The organism is Methylosinus sp. LW3 (assembly GCF_000527115.1).
Lineage (GTDB): Bacteria > Pseudomonadota > Alphaproteobacteria > Rhizobiales > Beijerinckiaceae > Methylosinus.
The window spans coordinates 550,458-566,779 of record NZ_AZUO01000001.1 but is presented as its reverse complement, the minus strand read 5'-3'; the positions used below and the strand labels follow the sequence as shown (position 1 = coordinate 566,779).

Sequence of the window (16,322 nt, the reverse complement as noted above, 5' to 3'; positions counted from 1 at the left end):
TCCAGAGCCACAAAAGCGCTGGTTTTGCTCTGGATTCCCGATCGCTCGCTTTGCGAGCGTCGGGAATGACACCGAACCAATCAAGCGGATCGGGTATGACAATCGAATTCTCTATCGCTGGTAGAAAGATCAATCAGCGGGCTGCCCGCCGATAAAATGAGCGCTCGCGTCGATTGACACGCCCGCGGCGGCGCTTTTATGTTTTCATTATGTATCGCCTCGACATAGCGAGTCGCCTCGCCCTTCTTCCCAGCCGCCGCAATGTGCTGGCGGCGATCCCTTCCGCGCTCGGCGTCGCTTTGCTCGGCAGGCCCGCGCGGGCGGCGGACGAGCGCCTTGTCGTCGTCACCTCCTTCCCGGAAGAGCTGACGACGCGCTATGAGGCGGAGTTCGAGAAGGTCTATCCCGGCGTTCACGTCCAATTCGTCTGGAAGCAGTCGCGCGACGCGCTCGCGCTGCTGAGCGACAAGGACCAGGGCGGCGCCGATGTCTATTGGGCGCCCGCTCTCGGAAATTTCCCTATATTGCGCGACCGCGGCGCCTTTCAGAAATTCTCGGTCGATCGCGCCGCTCTGCCCGGCCGGCTCGGCGATCAGCTCCTCTCCGACCCGAACGGCCTGTTCGAGGCCTATGACGTCGCCGGCTATGGGATCGTGGTCGATCCGGCCGCGCTCGCGCGCGACGGGCTAAAGCCGCCAAAGAGCTGGAGCGACCTCGCCTCCCCCGCCTATGCCGGCCGCATTGTCATGCCGATTCCGGCCAAGGTGGGCTTCTCGCCGGCGCTCTATGACATCGTGCTGCAGTCGGAAGGCTGGGAGCGCGGCTGGGCGCTGCTGGCGGAAATCGCCGGCGGCGCGGAGCTGCTGGGCTCCGGCTCCGGCCCGACGGCGAGCGTCAAGGACGGCCATGCGGCGCTCGGCCTGACCATCGACTTCTTCGCCTTCAACGCGCTGGCCAATGGCGAATCCATCTCCTTCGTCTATCCGGAGAAGACCGCCTTTCTGCCAGCCCATATCGCCATCACGGCCGGCACGCAGCGTTTTTCGGCGGCCAAGGCCTTCGTCGATTTCGCGCTCTCCTCCAAGGGCCAGAAGCTGATGATGGAGGCCGACAGCAGCCGCCATCCGGCCCGCCCGGACGCCTATGCCGGCAAGCCGGCGGCCGTGGTCAACCCCTTCGCCCTGCCGCCGGGAACCTTCTATCCTTATGACGCCGAGATCGGCCGGCGGCGGCCCGGCGTCGTCAGCGTGATGTTCGATCTCGCCATCACCGAGCGCCACACCGAGACGCAGCGCCTTTGGCGGGCCATTCACGCCGCCGAGGCGCGGCTCGCCGCCGCCCCCGACTCTGCCGGCGCCGCCGCTGTGGCGAAGGCGCGCAAGCTCGCCGGCTTCACGCCTATTTCTGAGGCCCAGGCGAAAGATTCCGCATTTCTCGATCGTTTTTCCAGCCGCGAGCTGAAGGACGGCGACCTCGCCGCCCGTTGGCGCGCAGAAATTTCATCGGCCCGAGCCGAGGCGCTGAGCCTTGTCGCTTCCGCCGAGCAGCGTCTGTGAGGCGGCGGCTTCTCCTTCCCTTCGCGCTGCTTTTTCTCTCCGCCGGCGCGCCCTATGAGAACCCCAAGCTCGACGGCGACGCTTTCTCCCGGCCCCTGGCCGGGCTGGACGAGGGTTTTCTGCGCGGCTTCCGGCAGGGAAGCGCGCTGTTCCATCAGGCCTGGGTGATCGGCCCCTCGCAGGTTCAGACCGAGATCACAGGGCTGGGACCGCTCTATAATCGGCTCTCATGCATCGCCTGCCATGTGAAGAACGGCCGCGGCCCGGCGCCGGACCCGGAGAATGGCATCGCCCGCGCCATGGTGGTGCGGCTCGGACTGCCCGGCCGCGACGCCCATGGCGGCCCCCTGCCGCATCCCGCCTATGGCGGCCAGCTCAATCCGGAGGGCATTCCCAGCGTGCCGGGCGAGGGCCGCGCGATCGTGACGTTCGACGAGGTCGAGACGCGGCTGGCAGACGGAGAGACCGTCTCGCTGCGTCGTCCGCACCTCTCCTTTCGCGATCTCGCCTATGGGCCGCTCGGCGACAATGTGCGGATCTCGCTGCGCAATGCGCCGCCGGTGTTCGGCCTCGGCCTGCTCGAGGCCGTGCCGGACAATGAGATAACGCGCCATGCGGTGGGCCAGGGCCGCGGCCGGCCGAACCATGTCTATGACATGGCGGCCGGCCGCATGGCGCTCGGCCGCTTCGGCCTCAAGGCAAATCAGCCGGATTTGCGCCAGCAGATCGCCAACGCCTTCGCCGAGGATATCGGAATCTCCTCCTATCTCTTCCCCGAGCCCAATTGCACCGCTGCGCAGCCGGAATGCCGCGCGGCGGCGGGGCAGGAGATCGAGCTGACCTACACGCGGCTCGAGGCCTCGCTCGCCTATATGCGCGGCCTCGCCGTGCCCGCTCGCCGCAATCAGGACGATCCGCGCGTCGCCAAAGGCGAGGCGCTGTTCCGCGAGATCGGCTGCGCCGCCTGCCATCGCGAGACGATGAAGCTCGGCCCGGTCGGCTTCGCGCCCTGGCTGAGCGGGACCGAAATTCATCCCTATAGCGATCTTCTGCTGCACGACATGGGCGAAGGGCTCGCCGACGGACGCGAGGATTTCGAAGCCGGCCCGCGCGACTGGCGCACGCCGCCGCTTTGGGGCCTCGGCCTTGCCGGCCGCTTTGGAACGCCCGTGGATTTTCTCCACGACGGCCGCGCCCGCACCGTCACAGAGGCGATCCTCTGGCACGGCGGAGAGGCGGAGGGCGCAGCGCAGCGGTTTCGCAGCCTGACGCGCGAGGAGCGGGGAGAGCTGCTCACATTTTTGGGGTCGCTCTAATGGCGACCATTCGCAAAGGCCCCCTCCTTCACCGTCCCCCGCCAATGGCGGGAGAGGGAAGCGGGCAGCGCGGCGCGAGTTCTCGATGAAGCGCGGAATCTGCTCCCTCTCCCGCGAAGCGGGGGAGGGCTGGGGAGGGGGCGTCGGGACTACGGGACTATCGGGGGAAGAACCATGAAATCAAGCAGACTGGCGCCCTTGGGCGCCGCCAGCGTCGCCGCGCTCATCGCAAGCGGCGCGGCGCTCGCCGAGCAGCCGCAACCTTTCGATCTCGGCGAGATCCACGTCGGCGCCGAGCGCAAGAGCGCGCCGGCGGACAAGAAAAAGGACGACGGCCCGGCGCCGCTGCAGCAAACCGACTCCTATGGCGGCGTGACCATCAGCAACCGCCAGAACGAGACCTTCCAGCGCGACTCGCTCGATCGCGCCGTCAATCTCGCGGCCGGCGTCGTCAGCAATTCGACAGGCGGCACGCGCAATGAGCAGAACATCTATGTACGCGGCTTCGACCGCTGGCAGGTTCCGCTCACCATCGACGGCGTTCGCGTCTATCTGCCAGCCGACAATCGGCTAGACTTCGCGCGCTTCATGACGCCGGACGTCGCCTCGGTGCAGATCGCCAAGGGCTATGTCTCGGTGCTCGACGGGCCGGGCGGCATGGGCGGCCAGATCAATCTCGTCTCGCGCAAGCCGACAAAGGAGATAGAGGGCGAGCTGCGCACCGGCCTCGAATTCGGCCGCGACGGCAGCTATGAGGGCATAAAGACCTATGCGCTGCTCGGCACGAAGCAGGACAATTATTATCTGCAGCTCAGCGGCTCCTGGCGCGATCTGCGCGGCTGGATGCTGCCGGAAAGCTATACGCCGACCAATAATCAAGGCGAGGGCTTCCGCGGCAATTCAGGGACCTATGATTGGAGTCTCAACGCCAAGGCCGGCTACACGCCCAATGACACCGACGAATATTCGCTGAGCTTCATCCGCCAGGACGGCAAGAAGGGCGCGCCCTATCACACCACCGACGGGCTGAACAGCCAGCGCTATTGGCGCTGGCCCTATTGGCGCGTGCAGAATCTCTATTTCCTGTCCAACACCAAGATCGGCGATTCCTCCTATGTGAAGACCAAGGCCTATTGGAGCAAGTTCGACAACGACCTCTTCTCCTACAACGACCCCTTCCTCGCCTATCAATCCTCGGCCAAAGCCTTCCGCAGCTATTATCAGGATTATGCGCTCGGGGCCGATATAGAGGTCGGGCATGATTTCGGCGAGGTCGACACGCTGAAGATCGCCGGCCACTACCGCTTCGACGAGCACGCCACCTGGCAGGAATATTACGGCGTCAATGTCGCCAATAAATCGACCGGATGCGTCATAAACGTCATCTGCTTCACTCAACCGGTCGTCTACACGCAGGAAGACACTTATTCGATCGCGGTCGAGAACACCTTTCATCCGACCAAGGACATCGATCTCGTCGGCGGCTTCGCCTACGACTGGCGCCATCTGCGCAAGGCAGATGATTTCGTGGTCGGCACGGGCGTCATCGGCTATCAGCTGCGGGATGTGCAGGCCCCCAATTTCCAGGGCGCGGCGATCTGGCGCTACAGCGACACCAACAAAGTCTATTTCAACGTCTCCGACCGCGAGCGCTTCCCCACCATCTTCGAGCGTTTCAGCTCGCGTTTCGGCGGCGCCACCTCCAACCCCGGCCTGATGCCGGAGCGCGCGATCAATTTCGATCTCGGCTGGGCGAGCGAATTCGCGCCGGGCAGCCGCATTCAGTTGGACGCCTTCCACTCCATCGTCCGCAATCTGATCCAATCCGTGCCGGCGCCCGCCTATGGCGCGAGCGTCACTCAGAGCCAGAATGTCGGCGACGCCAGCTTCTGGGGCGGGGAAGTCTCGGTCGATTATCGCGCCTCCGACGAGCTGTCGCTGGGCGGCAATCTGACGCTGATGCGCCGCTCGGTCTATGCGCCTTACATCCTCAACTTCCAGCCGACGGGCGTGCCGGATGGCAAGCTGTTCCTCTATGCCGGCTGGCGGCCGCTCGAAGGGCTGACGCTGACGCCCAATGTCGAAATGAACAGCAATCGCTGGACCTCGAACACGGCGGGGACGATCTATTATCGGACCGGCGCGTTTTTCCTGGCCAATTTCACCGCCGAATATCAGCTCCATCCGAACTTCAAGATCGAAGGCGGCGTGCGCAACATGTTCGACACCGCCTACACCTTCACCGACGGCTATCCCGAGGCAGGGCGCAGCTTCTTCCTCGGCGCCAAGGCGACGTTCTAGAGCGCTTACCGATCGAACGGAATCGTTCGATCGATCAGAATTCGCTCCCCCGCGAGAATCGAGAGCGCGATCCGATCGGATTGGATGGCGCTCCAACGGCTCGCGGGGCTCGCCGCGCGGCGGCCCCGACGGCGACGCTTTGCAAGCGGGCGCGGCGCGGCTACCAATGGGGAAAAGGGGCGCGGGTGATTCGTTTCGGCCGCGTTCCCGCTCTGGCCGGCGCCGACCCATGGCGATCCGGCGGCTCCTTCGGATGGCCCCATGACCAAATTCGCGCTCGACGCCCTCGATCTCGCCGCGCTTCTCTCCTCCCGCGTCTGCCATGACGTGATCTCGCCCGTCGGCGCCATCGTCAACGGGCTGGAGGTGCTGGAGGAGGAGAAGGACGCCGAGATGCGCGGCCATGCGCTGGCGCTAATCAAATCCAGCGCCGCGGAAGCCTCCGCGCGATTGCAATTCTGCCGCCTCGCCTTCGGCGCCGCCGGCTCCAAGGGCGCCGAGATCGACACCGGCGACGCCGAGCATGTGACGCGCCAGCTGCTCGCCGACGAACGCACCAAGCTCGAATGGAGCGTGCCGCGCGTGCTGATGTCGAAGAATAAGGTGAAGCTGCTGCTCAATCTCTGCCTGATCGCCGATGCGGCGATTCCGCGCGGCGGCGTCATCTCCGTCGTCTCCACCGGCGAGCGCGACGATATTTCCTTCACCTTGGAGGCCAAAGGCGTGAACGCCCGCATCGCAGCGGCGATTCCGGGCCTGCTGGCCGGCGAGCCGGAAGAAGGCGTCGTCGACGCGCGCGCCATTCAGGCCTATTACGCCGGCCTCGTCGCCAAGGCGAGCGGGCTCGACGTCGTGATCTCCACGCAGCCGGAGCATGTGACCATCACCGCCCGCCCTTCCGCCGAGCAGGCGGAGGAGGAGATCGAGACGCCGGCGGCGCTCGAAGCCTGAGGAAGCCTCCGCGCCAGGCGACCTCGAGCGCGGGGATTTCAGTTCTTTTAACCAGAATGCGTCAAGAATGGCGTCGACGCCGCTCACGCGGCCAGAGACGAACGACGCCATGGATGAACTTCTCAACGATTTCCTCGTCGAGACCGCCGAGCACATTGATGCGGCGACGATGGAGCTCGTCTGTCTCGAGAAGGACCCGGGCGATCAGGCGCTCATCGCCAGCCTCTTCCGCCATGTGCACACGATCAAAGGCACCAGCGGCTTCTTGAAGCTGCCGCGCGTCGGCCGGCTGACCCATTCGACCGAAGCGCTCATCGGCGCTTTGCGCGACGGCGCGCCGATGACCGCCTCGCATGTCACGCTGATCTTCGCGGCCGTGGACCGGCTGAAGGATATTCTCGCCGAAATGGGCCGCTCCGAGGAGGAGCCGGCTGGCGACGACGACGATCTCATCGCCGCTCTGGAAGAGGCGACGCGCCGCTCCCGCCTCGGCGAGGAAGAGCCCGACCCCGCCGAGGCGAGCGGCGCCGCTGCGCCCGCCTCCCGCGCCGCTGCGACGCCGGGCGAGACGCATTCCGCCGGCGTCGCCCATATCGGCGAGACGGTCCGCGTCTCGGTCAATGTGCTCGATCGGCTGATGGGCATCGTCTCCGAGCTGGTCTCCACCCGCAATCGTCTGCTCGAATTGTCGAGCGCCTGGGCGGGCGGCGACGAGGCCATGAGCAGCACGGTGCAGACGCTCTCCAACATCACCAGCGATCTGCAGGATGCGGTGATGAGCGCGCGCATGCAGCCGGTCGGGCGGCTATTCTCGACGCTGCCGCGGCAGGTGCGCGATCTCGCCCATGATCTCGGCAAGAAGATCGTCATCACGACGGAAGGCTCGGACACGGAGCTGGACCGGCAGGTGATCGAGCTGATCCGGGCGCCGCTCACCCATATCATTCGCAATTGCGCCGACCATGGCGTCGAATCCCCGGCCGAGCGCGCACGCATCGGCAAGAGCGAGACCGGCGTCATCTCGGTGCGCGCCGCCTATGACGCCGGCCAGATCATCATCGACATCGCCGACGACGGCCGCGGGCTCGACGCCTCGCGCATCCGCTCCAAAGCCTTGGCGATCGGGCTCGTCTCGGAGGCCGATATCTCCAAGCTCAGCGACAGCGAGCTGTTCGAGCTGGTCTTCACGCCGGGCTTCTCGACTGTCGATGGCGTCACCAGCGTCTCCGGCCGCGGCGTCGGCATGGATGTGGTGCGCGAGAACATTCAGTCGATCGGCGGCTCCGTCTCGCTGACCTCGCGCCATGGCCGCGGCGCCTGCGTCACTCTGCGCATTCCACTGACGCTCGCCATCACGCCGGCGCTGATTTTGACGACCAATGGCGCGCGCTTCGCCATACCGCAGATGACCGTGGTCGAGCTGGTCGGGGTCGGCCGCGGCTTCGAGCATGCGATCCAATATATCCATGACGCGCCGGTGCTGCGCCTGCGCAATGACGTGCTGCCTCTGCTCGATCTCGCCGCGACGCTCGGCCTCGGCCGCCCGGCGCAGGAGAGGACGCGCGACGGCTTCGTCGTCGTGCTGCGCATCGGCAGCGCGCGCTTCGGCCTGCTGGTGGAGACGATCGCCGATGTGCAGGAGATCGTCATCGAGCCGCTGGTGAGCGCGGTGGCGCGGCTCGGGGTCTTCTCGGGCCAGACGATTCTCGGCGACGGCTCGGTGGTGCTGATTCTCGATCCCGCCGCTCTGCTCGAGCACGCCGGCCTGCAGCGGCTCGCCGAGCGCCCGGCCGAAGCGGCGACGCCGGAAGTCTTCGTTCCGCGCGCGGAGAAGACGCGCATCATCATCGTCAAGGCCGGCCCCGGCCCGCTGAAGGCGCTGCCTCTGTCGCTGGTGCTGCGCATAGAGGATGTGCCGCGCGAGCGGCTGATCGCCTCGGACGGCGCCTTCGTCATGGCCTATCGCGAAAGCCTGCTGCCGATCATTCCGGCGACCACGGATATGGCGCTCGACCGCGCCTCCTATCCCATACTCGTGCTGTCGGGAGCCGGCCAGTCCATGGGCCTGCTGATCGAGGACATCATCGACGTCACCGACGAGATTCTCGACCTGCAGCGAGAGAGCGATTCGGCGCATATTCTCGGCTCCATCCAGCTCGGCGGCGATATCGTCGAGTTTTTGGACGCCACCTATTTCATGCGCATCGCCTGCCCGGCCGCCGTGGCGCGCGGCGTCAACAAGCGGCATCGCATTCTGCTCGTCGACGACAAGGCCTTCTTCCGCGACATGCTGGCGCCCATCCTCGGCTCGGCCGGCTATGACGTGACGACAGCGGCCTCGGCGCCGGAAGCGCTCTCCTTCCTGCGCAAGGGGCTGTCCGTCGAGGCGGTGGTGACGGACACCGACATGCCGGAGATGGACGGCTATAATTTCGCCCGCGCGCTGCATGCGCTGCCCGGCCTCGCCGAGCTGCCGGTGGTGGCGCTCGCCGCTCAGGCCGCGCCCAGCGTGCTCGCGGCGGCCAAGGCCTGCGGCATCGCCGCCGTCGCCGGCAAGTTCGATCGGCGCGCGCTCATCGAATGCGTCGGTCGCCTGCTCGACAAGGCGGACACGGCGCCGCGCGATCTCGAATTGCGCATCATGTCGGAGCTCGCCGCATGACCCAAACGCAACGCGACGCGAACGGGCGCCGCCGGAAAGGCGATGCTGGCAAAGGGCAGTCGCGCAACTTCACCATAAAGGTGCGCGGCCAGACCTTCGGCCTGCCGGTGGAATGCGTGAAGACGATCTTCCACATCGAGCAGGTGACGCCGGTTCCGCTGGCCCCGCGCGAGATCGCCGGCCTCGCCAATCTGCGCGGCCGCATCGTCACCGCGCTGCGGCTCGATCGCTGCCTCGAGATCGACGACGGCGACCGCTCCGATTCGAATCTCGCGGTCTGCATCGAGCACAATGGCGAGCGCTACGCTCTGCTCATCGACGAGACCGGCGACGTCGTCACCTGCGAGGAAGACGACCGCATCCTCTGCCCGACCCATGTCGGCCAGCAATTCGTCGACGCCACCAACGCCTGCTACCGGCTCGACGACGAGTTTCTGCCCATACTCGACATAGCGGCGCTGGTGAGGCGCCTGTCGAGGCCGAGCGAGAGCGGCGGCCGCGACGGACATTCGAGAGACGCATCCCGAGGAGTAGACTGATGAAGCAGATTCTTGTCGTCGACGATTCCGCGGTCATCCGCAAGGTCGCGCGCCGCATTCTCGAAGGGATGCAATTCTCCACCGTGGAGGCGGAGAACGGCCGCAAGGCGCTGGTCGCCTGCGAGCAATCCATGCCGGACGCGATCCTGCTCGACTGGAACATGCCAGAGATGGACGGCGTCGAGTTCCTGCGCGCGCTGCGCAAGATGCCGGGCGGCGCCGGGCCGAAAGTGGTGTTCTGCACCACGGAGAACGAGGCGAGCTATATCGCCCAGGCGATGGACGCAGGCGCCGACGAATACATAATGAAGCCCTTCGACCAGCATGTCGTGCGCTCCAAGCTCGAGGACATAGGCGTCATCTGAGGCGCGGGCCGCGACGGAACAGGAGCGCTCTCTTCAGGGAGCGACGACGACATGCGGAAATGTGCGGAGCCTCGCCTTTTTCGGCCGGGCGCGCCGCCTCCGGCGGAGCGCCCGCGATGAGCCTCGCCTTCGAGCGGCTGCGCCGTCTCATCGGCTCGCTCGCCGGAATCTCGCTCGGCCCCGACAAGCTCTATATGGCGCAGAGCCGGCTGGAGCCGATCATGCGCGCGCATGGCTGCCGCGGCCTCTCCGAGCTCATGCGCCTCATCGAGCGGCGCGAGGACGAGGCGCTGCTGCAGCGCGTCGTCGACGCATTGACCAATAATGAGACCTCCTTCTTCCGCGACCGCGTCCCCTTTCAGCGGCTGAAGCGCGATTGGCTGCCGGAGCTGATGGCGCGGCGCGCCGAAACGCGGCGCCTGCGCATCTGGTCGGCCGCCTGCTCGACCGGTCAGGAGCCCTACTCCATCGCTATGGCGCTGGCCGAAATGGGCGAGGCGCTCGCCGGCTGGAGCGTCGAGATTCTCGCCACCGATGTTTCGGAGACCGCGCTGACGACGGCGCGGCGCGGCGTCTACAGCCAGTTCGAGGCGCAGCGGGGCCTTTCGATCGGCAGGCTGCTGGCGCATTTCGACCAGAAGGACGGCCTCTGGCGGATTCGCGATGAGCTGCGGGCGAATATCGCCTTCCGCAAGCTCAATCTGCTCGACGATTTCTCTGGCGAGGCGCCCTTCGACATCGTCTTTTGCCGCAATGTGCTCATCTATTTCGAGCCTGCGGTGAAAAGCCGCGTGCTCACGCGCCTGCGCGACATTGCCGCCGACGACGGCTGCCTGGTCCTCGGCGCGGCCGAGACGATCGGCGCGCGCATCGGCGGCCTCACCCCTGCCAGCGACGCCGCTTGGCTGCTGCTGCCGCGCCCTTCGCCGCGGCCGCTCGCCGCCATCGGCGCGTGAGCGCGGCGCGGCCCTTCCCTCCGAACGCGCGAAGGGGCTCCCGAGGGAGCCCCTTTTCGATTCTTGCGGCCGTCTTCGCCGATGGGTCAGGCGGTGATGCGCTCGTCGGCCTCGCTCGGCTCGCGCAGCACATAGCCGCGGCCCCACACCGTCTCTATGTAGTTGCGGCCGTCGCTGGCGTTGGCGAGCTTCTTGCGGAGCTTGCAGATGAAGACGTCGATGATCTTGAGCTCCGGCTCGTCCATGCCGCCATAGAGATGGTTGAGAAACATCTCCTTGGTGAGCGTCGTGCCCTTGCGTAGCGAGAGCAGCTCGAGCATCTGATATTCCTTGCCGGTCAGATGCACGCGGGCGCCGGAGACCTCGACCGTCTTCTGGTCCAGATTGACGACGAGATCGCCGGTCGTGATGACCGATTGGGCGTGACCCTTCGAGCGGCGAACAATGGCGTGAATGCGCGCCACGAGCTCGTCCTTGTGGAAGGGCTTCGTCAGATAATCGTCAGCGCCGAAGCCCAGACCCTTCACCTTGTCCTCTATGCCGGCGAGGCCGGACAGGATCAGAATCGGCGTCTTGACCTTGGCCACCCGCAAGGTGCGCAGCACCTCGTAGCCGGACATGTCGGGCAGATTCAAATCGAGCAGGATGATGTCGTAATCGTAGAGCTTCCCGAGATCTATGCCTTCCTCGCCGAGATCTGTCGCATAGACGTTGAAGTTCTCGGATTTGAGCATGAGCTCGATGCTTTGAGCGGTCGCGCTGTCATCCTCTATCAGTAAAACGCGCATTTTCGGTCCCCACCCAGCTCCACCAAATCTTCCCCCGGACGTCGTCGCGTCGCCCGAGCGTCGACGATGCGCCGCGCTTCGTCGGCCGCCCGCCAAGATCCATATCTATTTGTCGAAACGCTAAGCGGTAATGGTTAACAAACCCTGACCTTCGGCCCGGCGGCAAACCAGAACCTTAATCGTCGACGGCTAAGCGCCGAGACGCGCCGGGAACAGCGTCTCTCGAGGGAGACGAATCGACCGGCCTTCTGTTTATACAAGCCGTCCGCCCGCCTGCGAAGCGGCGCGCGGCTACGCAAACGCCGCGGCGAAAGCTTCGCGAAAGCTCGCCGCGCGGCCGTGTCGCGCAGCGCTCACGATTGACTTATGCGCGGGCTTTCTCCTATATGCCGGCGCGGCGTCGCAGAGACGCGTTTCGTGCGGGGGCTTGCGCGCCCGCGAAAAAGGCGAAAAGAGACAGCCGCAGGGGCGAGAAAAAAGCGCCCTACGAGACCAAAATTAGATCGAGGGCCGTGGCGGCGGCCAGCCGATGACGAGCGGTCGGCGCGAGGCGATGACGGCTCTTCGATCGGCGACCTGAGCGAGCGGAGACCCAAGGTGAAGAGAACTTATCAACCCAGCAAATTGGTGCGCAAGCGCCGTCACGGCTTTCGCGCCCGTATGGCGACCGTCGGCGGCCGCAATGTCCTCGCGGCGCGCCGCGCCCGCGGACGCAAGCGCCTGTCCGCCTGATTTTCGCCGGCTTCTCGGCCAGGGAGGACGGGAGGCGTGAGCGAGAACATCCCAGACGAAACGCGGAAGACCAAACCGCGACGCCTGCGCAAGCGGCGCGAATTTTTGCGCGCCGCCGCGAGCGGGCTGAGCCGCGGCGCGCGCGCCTTCAAGCTGCAGGCGGCGGCGCGGGAGGGCGGCGACACGGAAGCGCCGCGCTTCGGCTTCACCGTGACGAAGAAGATCTCCGGCGCCGTCGGTCGCAACCGCATTCGGCGCCGCCTCAAGGAGGCGCTGCGGCTCTGCGGCGCTTCCGGTCTCCCGGGCTATGATTATGTCTTCGTCGCCCGACCCGACGCGTTGACCGCGCCCTTTTCGGAATTGACGGCGCAGATCGTGGATGGGCTGACCAAGCTCAGGCCCGGCCAAAAGGGCCGGAACCGGCGCAACTCCTAAAGACAGGCCGCAGGCGTCATGAACGAATATACCAAGAATGTCCTCATAGCGGCCGGCCTGTCGATGCTGGTGATCGGCGGCTGGGATTTTTTCTACGCCTTTCCCAAGCTCGATCGGCAGCAGAAAGAGGCGCAGCTCGCGCAGCAGCAAAAGCCCGGCGCGCCGCAAAAGCCGGTCGCCGCCCAGCCCGCCGACAAGGCCGCGCCCGCGGCTCGGCAGGCGCAGCCGCAGCAGACCGCCGCCGCCGCCAAGCCCGCGCCCAAGACGCGCGAGGCCGCTCTCGCCGAGAGCAAGCGCGTCGCCATCGACACGCCTTCCATCTCCGGCTCCATCGCGCTGAAGGGCGGCCGCATCGACGATGTCTCGCTGAAAAATTATCACGAGACCGTCGATCCCAAGAGCCCGATCATCGTGCTGCTCTCGCCGGAGAACGCGCCGCACCCCTATTACGCCGAATCGGGCTTCCTCGCCTCCGACAAGGATCAGGCGCCGCCCGCCCTGCCGAACGGCGAATCGCTGTGGAGCGCCGATCACGATCAGCTCGCCGTCGGCCAGCCCTTGACGCTCAGCTTCGACAATGGCCAGGGCCTCGTCTTCAAGCGCAAGATCGCGGTCGACGACCAATATATGTTTTCCGTGACCGACAGCGTCGAGAATCACGGCCAGGGCTCCGTCACCCTTTATCCCTATCTGCGCGTCTCGCGCATCGGCGCTCTGGAGAGCGCCGGCTATGCGGCCCTGCACGAGGGCTTCGTCGGCGTGCTGGGCGAGGCCGGCCTGCAGGAGCTGAAGTTCGAGAAGGTCGAGAAAGAGCCGCACGCCACCAAATCTTTCGAGGCGACCGGCGGCTGGCTCGGCTTCACCGAGAAATATTGGGCCGCCGTGCTGGTGCCGCAGCAGGACCGCACGCTGGTGGCGCGCTTCTCGGCTTCGGGCGCCGGAACGACCAAGGCCTATCAGGCCGATACGGTCGAGGCGCCGCTGACCATCGCGCCGGGCGCCTCCGGCTCCGTGGCCTCGCGCATCTTCGCCGGCGCCAAGGTCGTCGACACGCTCGACGCCTATGAGGGCCAGGGCATCAAGCTCTTCGATCGGCTCATCGATTGGGGCTGGTTCTACTTCCTCACCCGGCCGATGTTCCGCATCATCGACGGCCTGTTCCATGTGCTCGGCAATTTCGGCCTCGCCATTCTGGCCGTCACCGTGCTGGTCAAGATCGCCTTCCTGCCGCTCGCCAATAAGAGCTATCTGGCCGTGGCCAAGATGAAGGCGATTCAGCCCAAGATCGCGGAGCTGAAGGCGAAATACGGCGACGACAAGCAGGCGCTGAGCCGCGAGCAGATGGAGCTGTTCAAGCGCGAGAAGGTCAATCCGGCCGGCGGCTGCCTGCCCGCTCTGCTGCAGATTCCGGTGTTCTTCTCGCTCTACAAGGTGCTGGTCATCACCATCGAGATGCGCCACGCGCCCTTCTATGGCTGGATCAAGGACCTCTCGGCGCCGGACCCGACCAACATCTTCAACCTCTTCGGCCTCATCCCCTTCGACCCGACTCAGATTCCGGTATTCGGCTCGTTTCTGTGGCTCGGCGTCTGGCCGCTGGTCATGGGCGTCTCCATGTGGATGCAGATGAAGATGAACCCGGAGCCGACCGACGAGGTGCAGAAGATCGCCTTCGGCTGGATGCCGGTGATCTTCACCTTCTCGATGGGCGGCTTCGCCTCCGGCCTGGTGATCTATTGGACCTGGAACAATGTGCTCTCGGTGGCTCAGCAATGGGTCATCATGAAGCGCGCGGGCGTCAAGTTCGAGCTGTGGGACAATCTGAAGAACACCTTCGCCTTCCTCAAGAAGCCCGCCTGATCCCGCCTTGACCGAAGCCCGCGACGAGGATTTCACAGAGCCGGGCCGGCTGCTCTTCGCCGGCCCGTGCGATTTTATATTCGCCAGCGCGAAATCCGGCGATCTGCCGCCGATCGGCCCGCCGGAGATCGCCTTCGCCGGCCGCTCCAATGTCGGCAAGTCCTCCCTGCTCAACGCCCTCACCGGCCGCAAGGCGCTGGCCCGCGTCTCCAACACGCCGGGGCGCACGCAGCAGCTCAATTTCTTCGCTCTCGGCGCCGCGCCGGGCGCGGAGCCGCTGCGCCTCGTCGACATGCCCGGCTATGGCTACGCCGCCGTCGGCAAGGAGAAGATCGCCAATTGGACGCGGCTGATGGAAGAGTTTCTGCGCGGCCGCGCCTCGCTGATCCGCGTCTTCGTGCTCATCGACAGCCGCCGCGGCGTGAAGGGTCTGGACGAGCAGATGTTCGATCTGCTCGACCGGGCCGCCGTCTCCTATCAGATCGTGCTGACGAAGCACGACGAGCTGAAGGTCTCCGAGCGCGAGGCCGCTGTCGCCGCGGTGGAGGCAGCGCTCGCCAAGCGCCCGGCCGCCTTCCCGCGCCTCGCCGTCACCTCCTCCCGCTCGGGCGATGGCGTCGCGGAGCTTCGAGCCGGGATCGCGCGGCTGCTGGCCGAACGAAACGCTTGAATATTGCAGCCTCGTCGGTTCTAACCACCTCATTCGAATGAAGCGTCGCGGCGCCCACCCTCCCCTTGCAGGGGGAGGGTCGGCCGGCGAAGCCGGACGGGGTGGGGTGCAGGCCCGAGACTCGGGGCGTCACCCCCTCCCGAGCGCCTTCAGCGCTCGGCCTCCCCCATCGAGGGGGAGGTGGGGCGTCGGTCATTCGCTCGATTGGCGTGTTCTCTCAACACAGGCGGACCCATGACCGAGGATTCGGCCGACAGCGCGCTCCAGCAAGCCCGTATTCTCATGCAGGCGCTGCCGCATATGCTGCGCTATGACGAGGCGACCGTCGTGGTGAAATATGGCGGCCACGCCATGGGCGACGACAAGGTCGCGCGCGACTTCGCCCGCGACATGGTGCTGCTCGAGCAATCGGGCGTGAACCCCGTCGTCGTGCATGGCGGCGGCCCGCAGATCGGCGCCATGCTGGGCAAGCTCGGCATAAAATCCGAATTCGCCGATGGGCTGCGCGTCACCGACAAGGCGACGATGGAAATCGTCGAGATGGTGCTCGCCGGCTATATCAACAAGCAGATCGTCGGCTTCATCAATTCCGAAGGCGGCCGCGCCATCGGCCTCTGCGGCAAGGACGGCCGCATGGTGACGGCCGAAAAGCTCGCGCGCCCCAATCACGAGGACGGCAAGGCGATCGATCTCGGCTTCGTCGGCGAAGTGGCCAAGGTCGACACCACAGTGCTGGACCAGGTGCTCGGCCGCGAGCTGATCCCCGTGCTCGCGCCCGTCGCGCAGGGCCTCGACGGCGAGACCTACAACATCAACGCCGACACTTTCGCCGGCGCCATCGCCGGCGCGCTCGGCGCCAAGCGCCTTTTGTTCCTCACCGACGTTCCCGGCGTGCTGGACAAGAACAAGCAGCTCATCAAGGAGCTGAAAGTCTCCGATATTCCGGGCCTCGTCGCCGACGGCACCATCACCGGCGGCATGATCCCCAAGGTCGAGACCTGCATGTATGCGATCGAGCGCGGCGTCGAAGGCGTCGTCATCCTCGACGGCAAGCTGCCGCATGCAGTGCTGATCGAGCTTTTGACCGATCATGGCGCCGGCACGCTGATCACGAGGTGACGCACTGATGGCGACGAGCGTGGCGACGAAACGATCCGGAAGCCGCCTCACGGCTCAGGATCGCGTCGCTCC

At 65.9% G+C, this 16,322-nt stretch carries 14 protein-coding genes; 13 read left to right on the top strand and 1 reads right to left on the bottom strand.

All coding sequences use genetic code 11. The features are described from left to right. Positions 1-173 precede the first annotated feature (173 nt). From METLW3_RS0102770 to METLW3_RS0102730, 8 genes are all read left to right on the top strand, one after another. Entirely contained in the window at positions 174-1,556 is a 1,383-nt protein-coding gene (locus METLW3_RS0102770; RefSeq protein ID WP_245267214.1) for an extracellular solute-binding protein, read from the top strand. After that, positions 1,553-2,872: a di-heme oxidoredictase family protein gene (locus tag METLW3_RS0102765; protein WP_024878478.1), complete on the top strand. Its 1,320-nt coding sequence runs from the start codon at positions 1,553-1,555 to the stop codon at positions 2,870-2,872. The genes METLW3_RS0102770 and METLW3_RS0102765 overlap by 4 nt, the downstream gene beginning before the upstream one ends. 174 nt (positions 2,873-3,046) lie before the next feature. Then, positions 3,047-5,173: a TonB-dependent receptor gene (locus METLW3_RS0102760; RefSeq protein ID WP_024878477.1), complete on the top strand. Its 2,127-nt coding sequence runs from the start codon at positions 3,047-3,049 to the stop codon at positions 5,171-5,173. A 261-nt stretch (positions 5,174-5,434) separates the two neighbouring features. After that, positions 5,435-6,124, top strand: a complete 690-nt coding sequence (locus tag METLW3_RS0102750; RefSeq protein WP_024878475.1) for a histidine phosphotransferase family protein — start codon at positions 5,435-5,437, stop codon at positions 6,122-6,124. A gap of 109 nt (positions 6,125-6,233) precedes the next feature. Next, entirely contained in the window at positions 6,234-8,786 is a 2,553-nt protein-coding gene (locus METLW3_RS0102745) for a hybrid sensor histidine kinase/response regulator (RefSeq protein WP_024878474.1), read from the top strand. Further along, on the top strand, positions 8,783-9,325 hold the full coding sequence (locus METLW3_RS0102740; RefSeq protein WP_024878473.1) for a chemotaxis protein CheW: 543 nt from the start codon (positions 8,783-8,785) through the stop codon (positions 9,323-9,325). Before METLW3_RS0102745 ends, METLW3_RS0102740 begins: the two co-directional genes overlap by 4 nt. Beyond that, the gene (locus METLW3_RS0102735; RefSeq protein ID WP_024878472.1) at positions 9,325-9,690 is read left to right on the top strand and encodes a response regulator; all 366 of its coding nucleotides are present in this window, start codon (positions 9,325-9,327) and stop codon (positions 9,688-9,690) included. Before METLW3_RS0102740 ends, METLW3_RS0102735 begins: the two co-directional genes overlap by 1 nt. 116 nt (positions 9,691-9,806) lie before the next feature. Continuing rightward, positions 9,807-10,646: a protein-glutamate O-methyltransferase CheR gene (locus METLW3_RS0102730; protein ID WP_024878471.1), complete on the top strand. Its 840-nt coding sequence runs from the start codon at positions 9,807-9,809 to the stop codon at positions 10,644-10,646. 86 nt (positions 10,647-10,732) lie between these two features. Here METLW3_RS0102730 and METLW3_RS0102725 read toward each other — a convergent pair whose 3' ends face one another. Next, a complete protein-coding gene (locus METLW3_RS0102725) occupies positions 10,733-11,434 on the bottom strand; it encodes a response regulator transcription factor CtrA (RefSeq protein ID WP_018266958.1) in 702 nt (233 codons plus the stop codon). A 597-nt stretch (positions 11,435-12,031) separates the two neighbouring features. On the opposite strand from METLW3_RS0102725, the gene rpmH reads away from it, so the two are divergent. The 5 genes from rpmH to argB all read left to right on the top strand — a co-directional run bounded on the left by rpmH (position 12,032) and on the right by argB (position 16,250). After that, complete coding sequence (gene rpmH / locus METLW3_RS0102720; RefSeq protein WP_024878470.1) at positions 12,032-12,166, top strand: 50S ribosomal protein L34; 135 nt, start codon at positions 12,032-12,034, stop codon at positions 12,164-12,166. A 36-nt stretch (positions 12,167-12,202) separates the two neighbouring features. Then, positions 12,203-12,601, top strand: coding sequence for a ribonuclease P protein component (rnpA, locus tag METLW3_RS25015; RefSeq protein ID WP_084484765.1), 399 nt, complete (start codon positions 12,203-12,205; stop codon positions 12,599-12,601). 18 nt (positions 12,602-12,619) lie between these two features. Beyond that, a complete protein-coding gene (yidC, locus tag METLW3_RS0102710; protein WP_024878469.1) occupies positions 12,620-14,461 on the top strand; it encodes a membrane protein insertase YidC in 1,842 nt (613 codons plus the stop codon). A gap of 7 nt (positions 14,462-14,468) precedes the next feature. Beyond that, positions 14,469-15,131 (top strand): ribosome biogenesis GTP-binding protein YihA/YsxC, encoded by a 663-nt coding sequence (yihA, locus tag METLW3_RS0102705; protein ID WP_024878468.1) that lies wholly within the window; start codon positions 14,469-14,471, stop codon positions 15,129-15,131. 234 nt (positions 15,132-15,365) lie between these two features. After that, positions 15,366-16,250 carry an acetylglutamate kinase gene (gene argB, locus METLW3_RS0102700; RefSeq protein ID WP_024878467.1) on the top strand — a complete coding sequence of 295 codons (885 nt, stop codon included), beginning with the start codon at positions 15,366-15,368 and terminating at the stop codon, positions 16,248-16,250. Positions 16,251-16,322 lie beyond the last annotated feature (72 nt).

Bases quoted from the DNA above. Each gene is read 5' to 3' on its own strand.
- METLW3_RS0102760 (WP_024878477.1), top strand. From the start codon at position 3,047: ATGAAATCAAGCAGACTGGCGCCCTTGGGCGCCGCCAGCGTCGCCGCG.
- METLW3_RS0102750 (WP_024878475.1), top strand. From the start codon at position 5,435: ATGACCAAATTCGCGCTCGACGCCCTCGATCTCGCCGCGCTTCTCTCC.
- METLW3_RS0102745 (WP_024878474.1), top strand. From the start codon at position 6,234: ATGGATGAACTTCTCAACGATTTCCTCGTCGAGACCGCCGAGCACATT.
- METLW3_RS0102740 (WP_024878473.1), top strand. From the start codon at position 8,783: ATGACCCAAACGCAACGCGACGCGAACGGGCGCCGCCGGAAAGGCGAT.
- METLW3_RS0102735 (WP_024878472.1), top strand. From the start codon at position 9,325: ATGAAGCAGATTCTTGTCGTCGACGATTCCGCGGTCATCCGCAAGGTC.
- METLW3_RS0102730 (WP_024878471.1), top strand. From the start codon at position 9,807: ATGAGCCTCGCCTTCGAGCGGCTGCGCCGTCTCATCGGCTCGCTCGCC.
- METLW3_RS0102725 (WP_018266958.1), bottom strand. From the start codon at position 11,434: ATGCGCGTTTTACTGATAGAGGATGACAGCGCGACCGCTCAAAGCATC.
- yidC (WP_024878469.1), top strand. From the start codon at position 12,620: ATGAACGAATATACCAAGAATGTCCTCATAGCGGCCGGCCTGTCGATG.
- argB (WP_024878467.1), top strand. From the start codon at position 15,366: ATGACCGAGGATTCGGCCGACAGCGCGCTCCAGCAAGCCCGTATTCTC.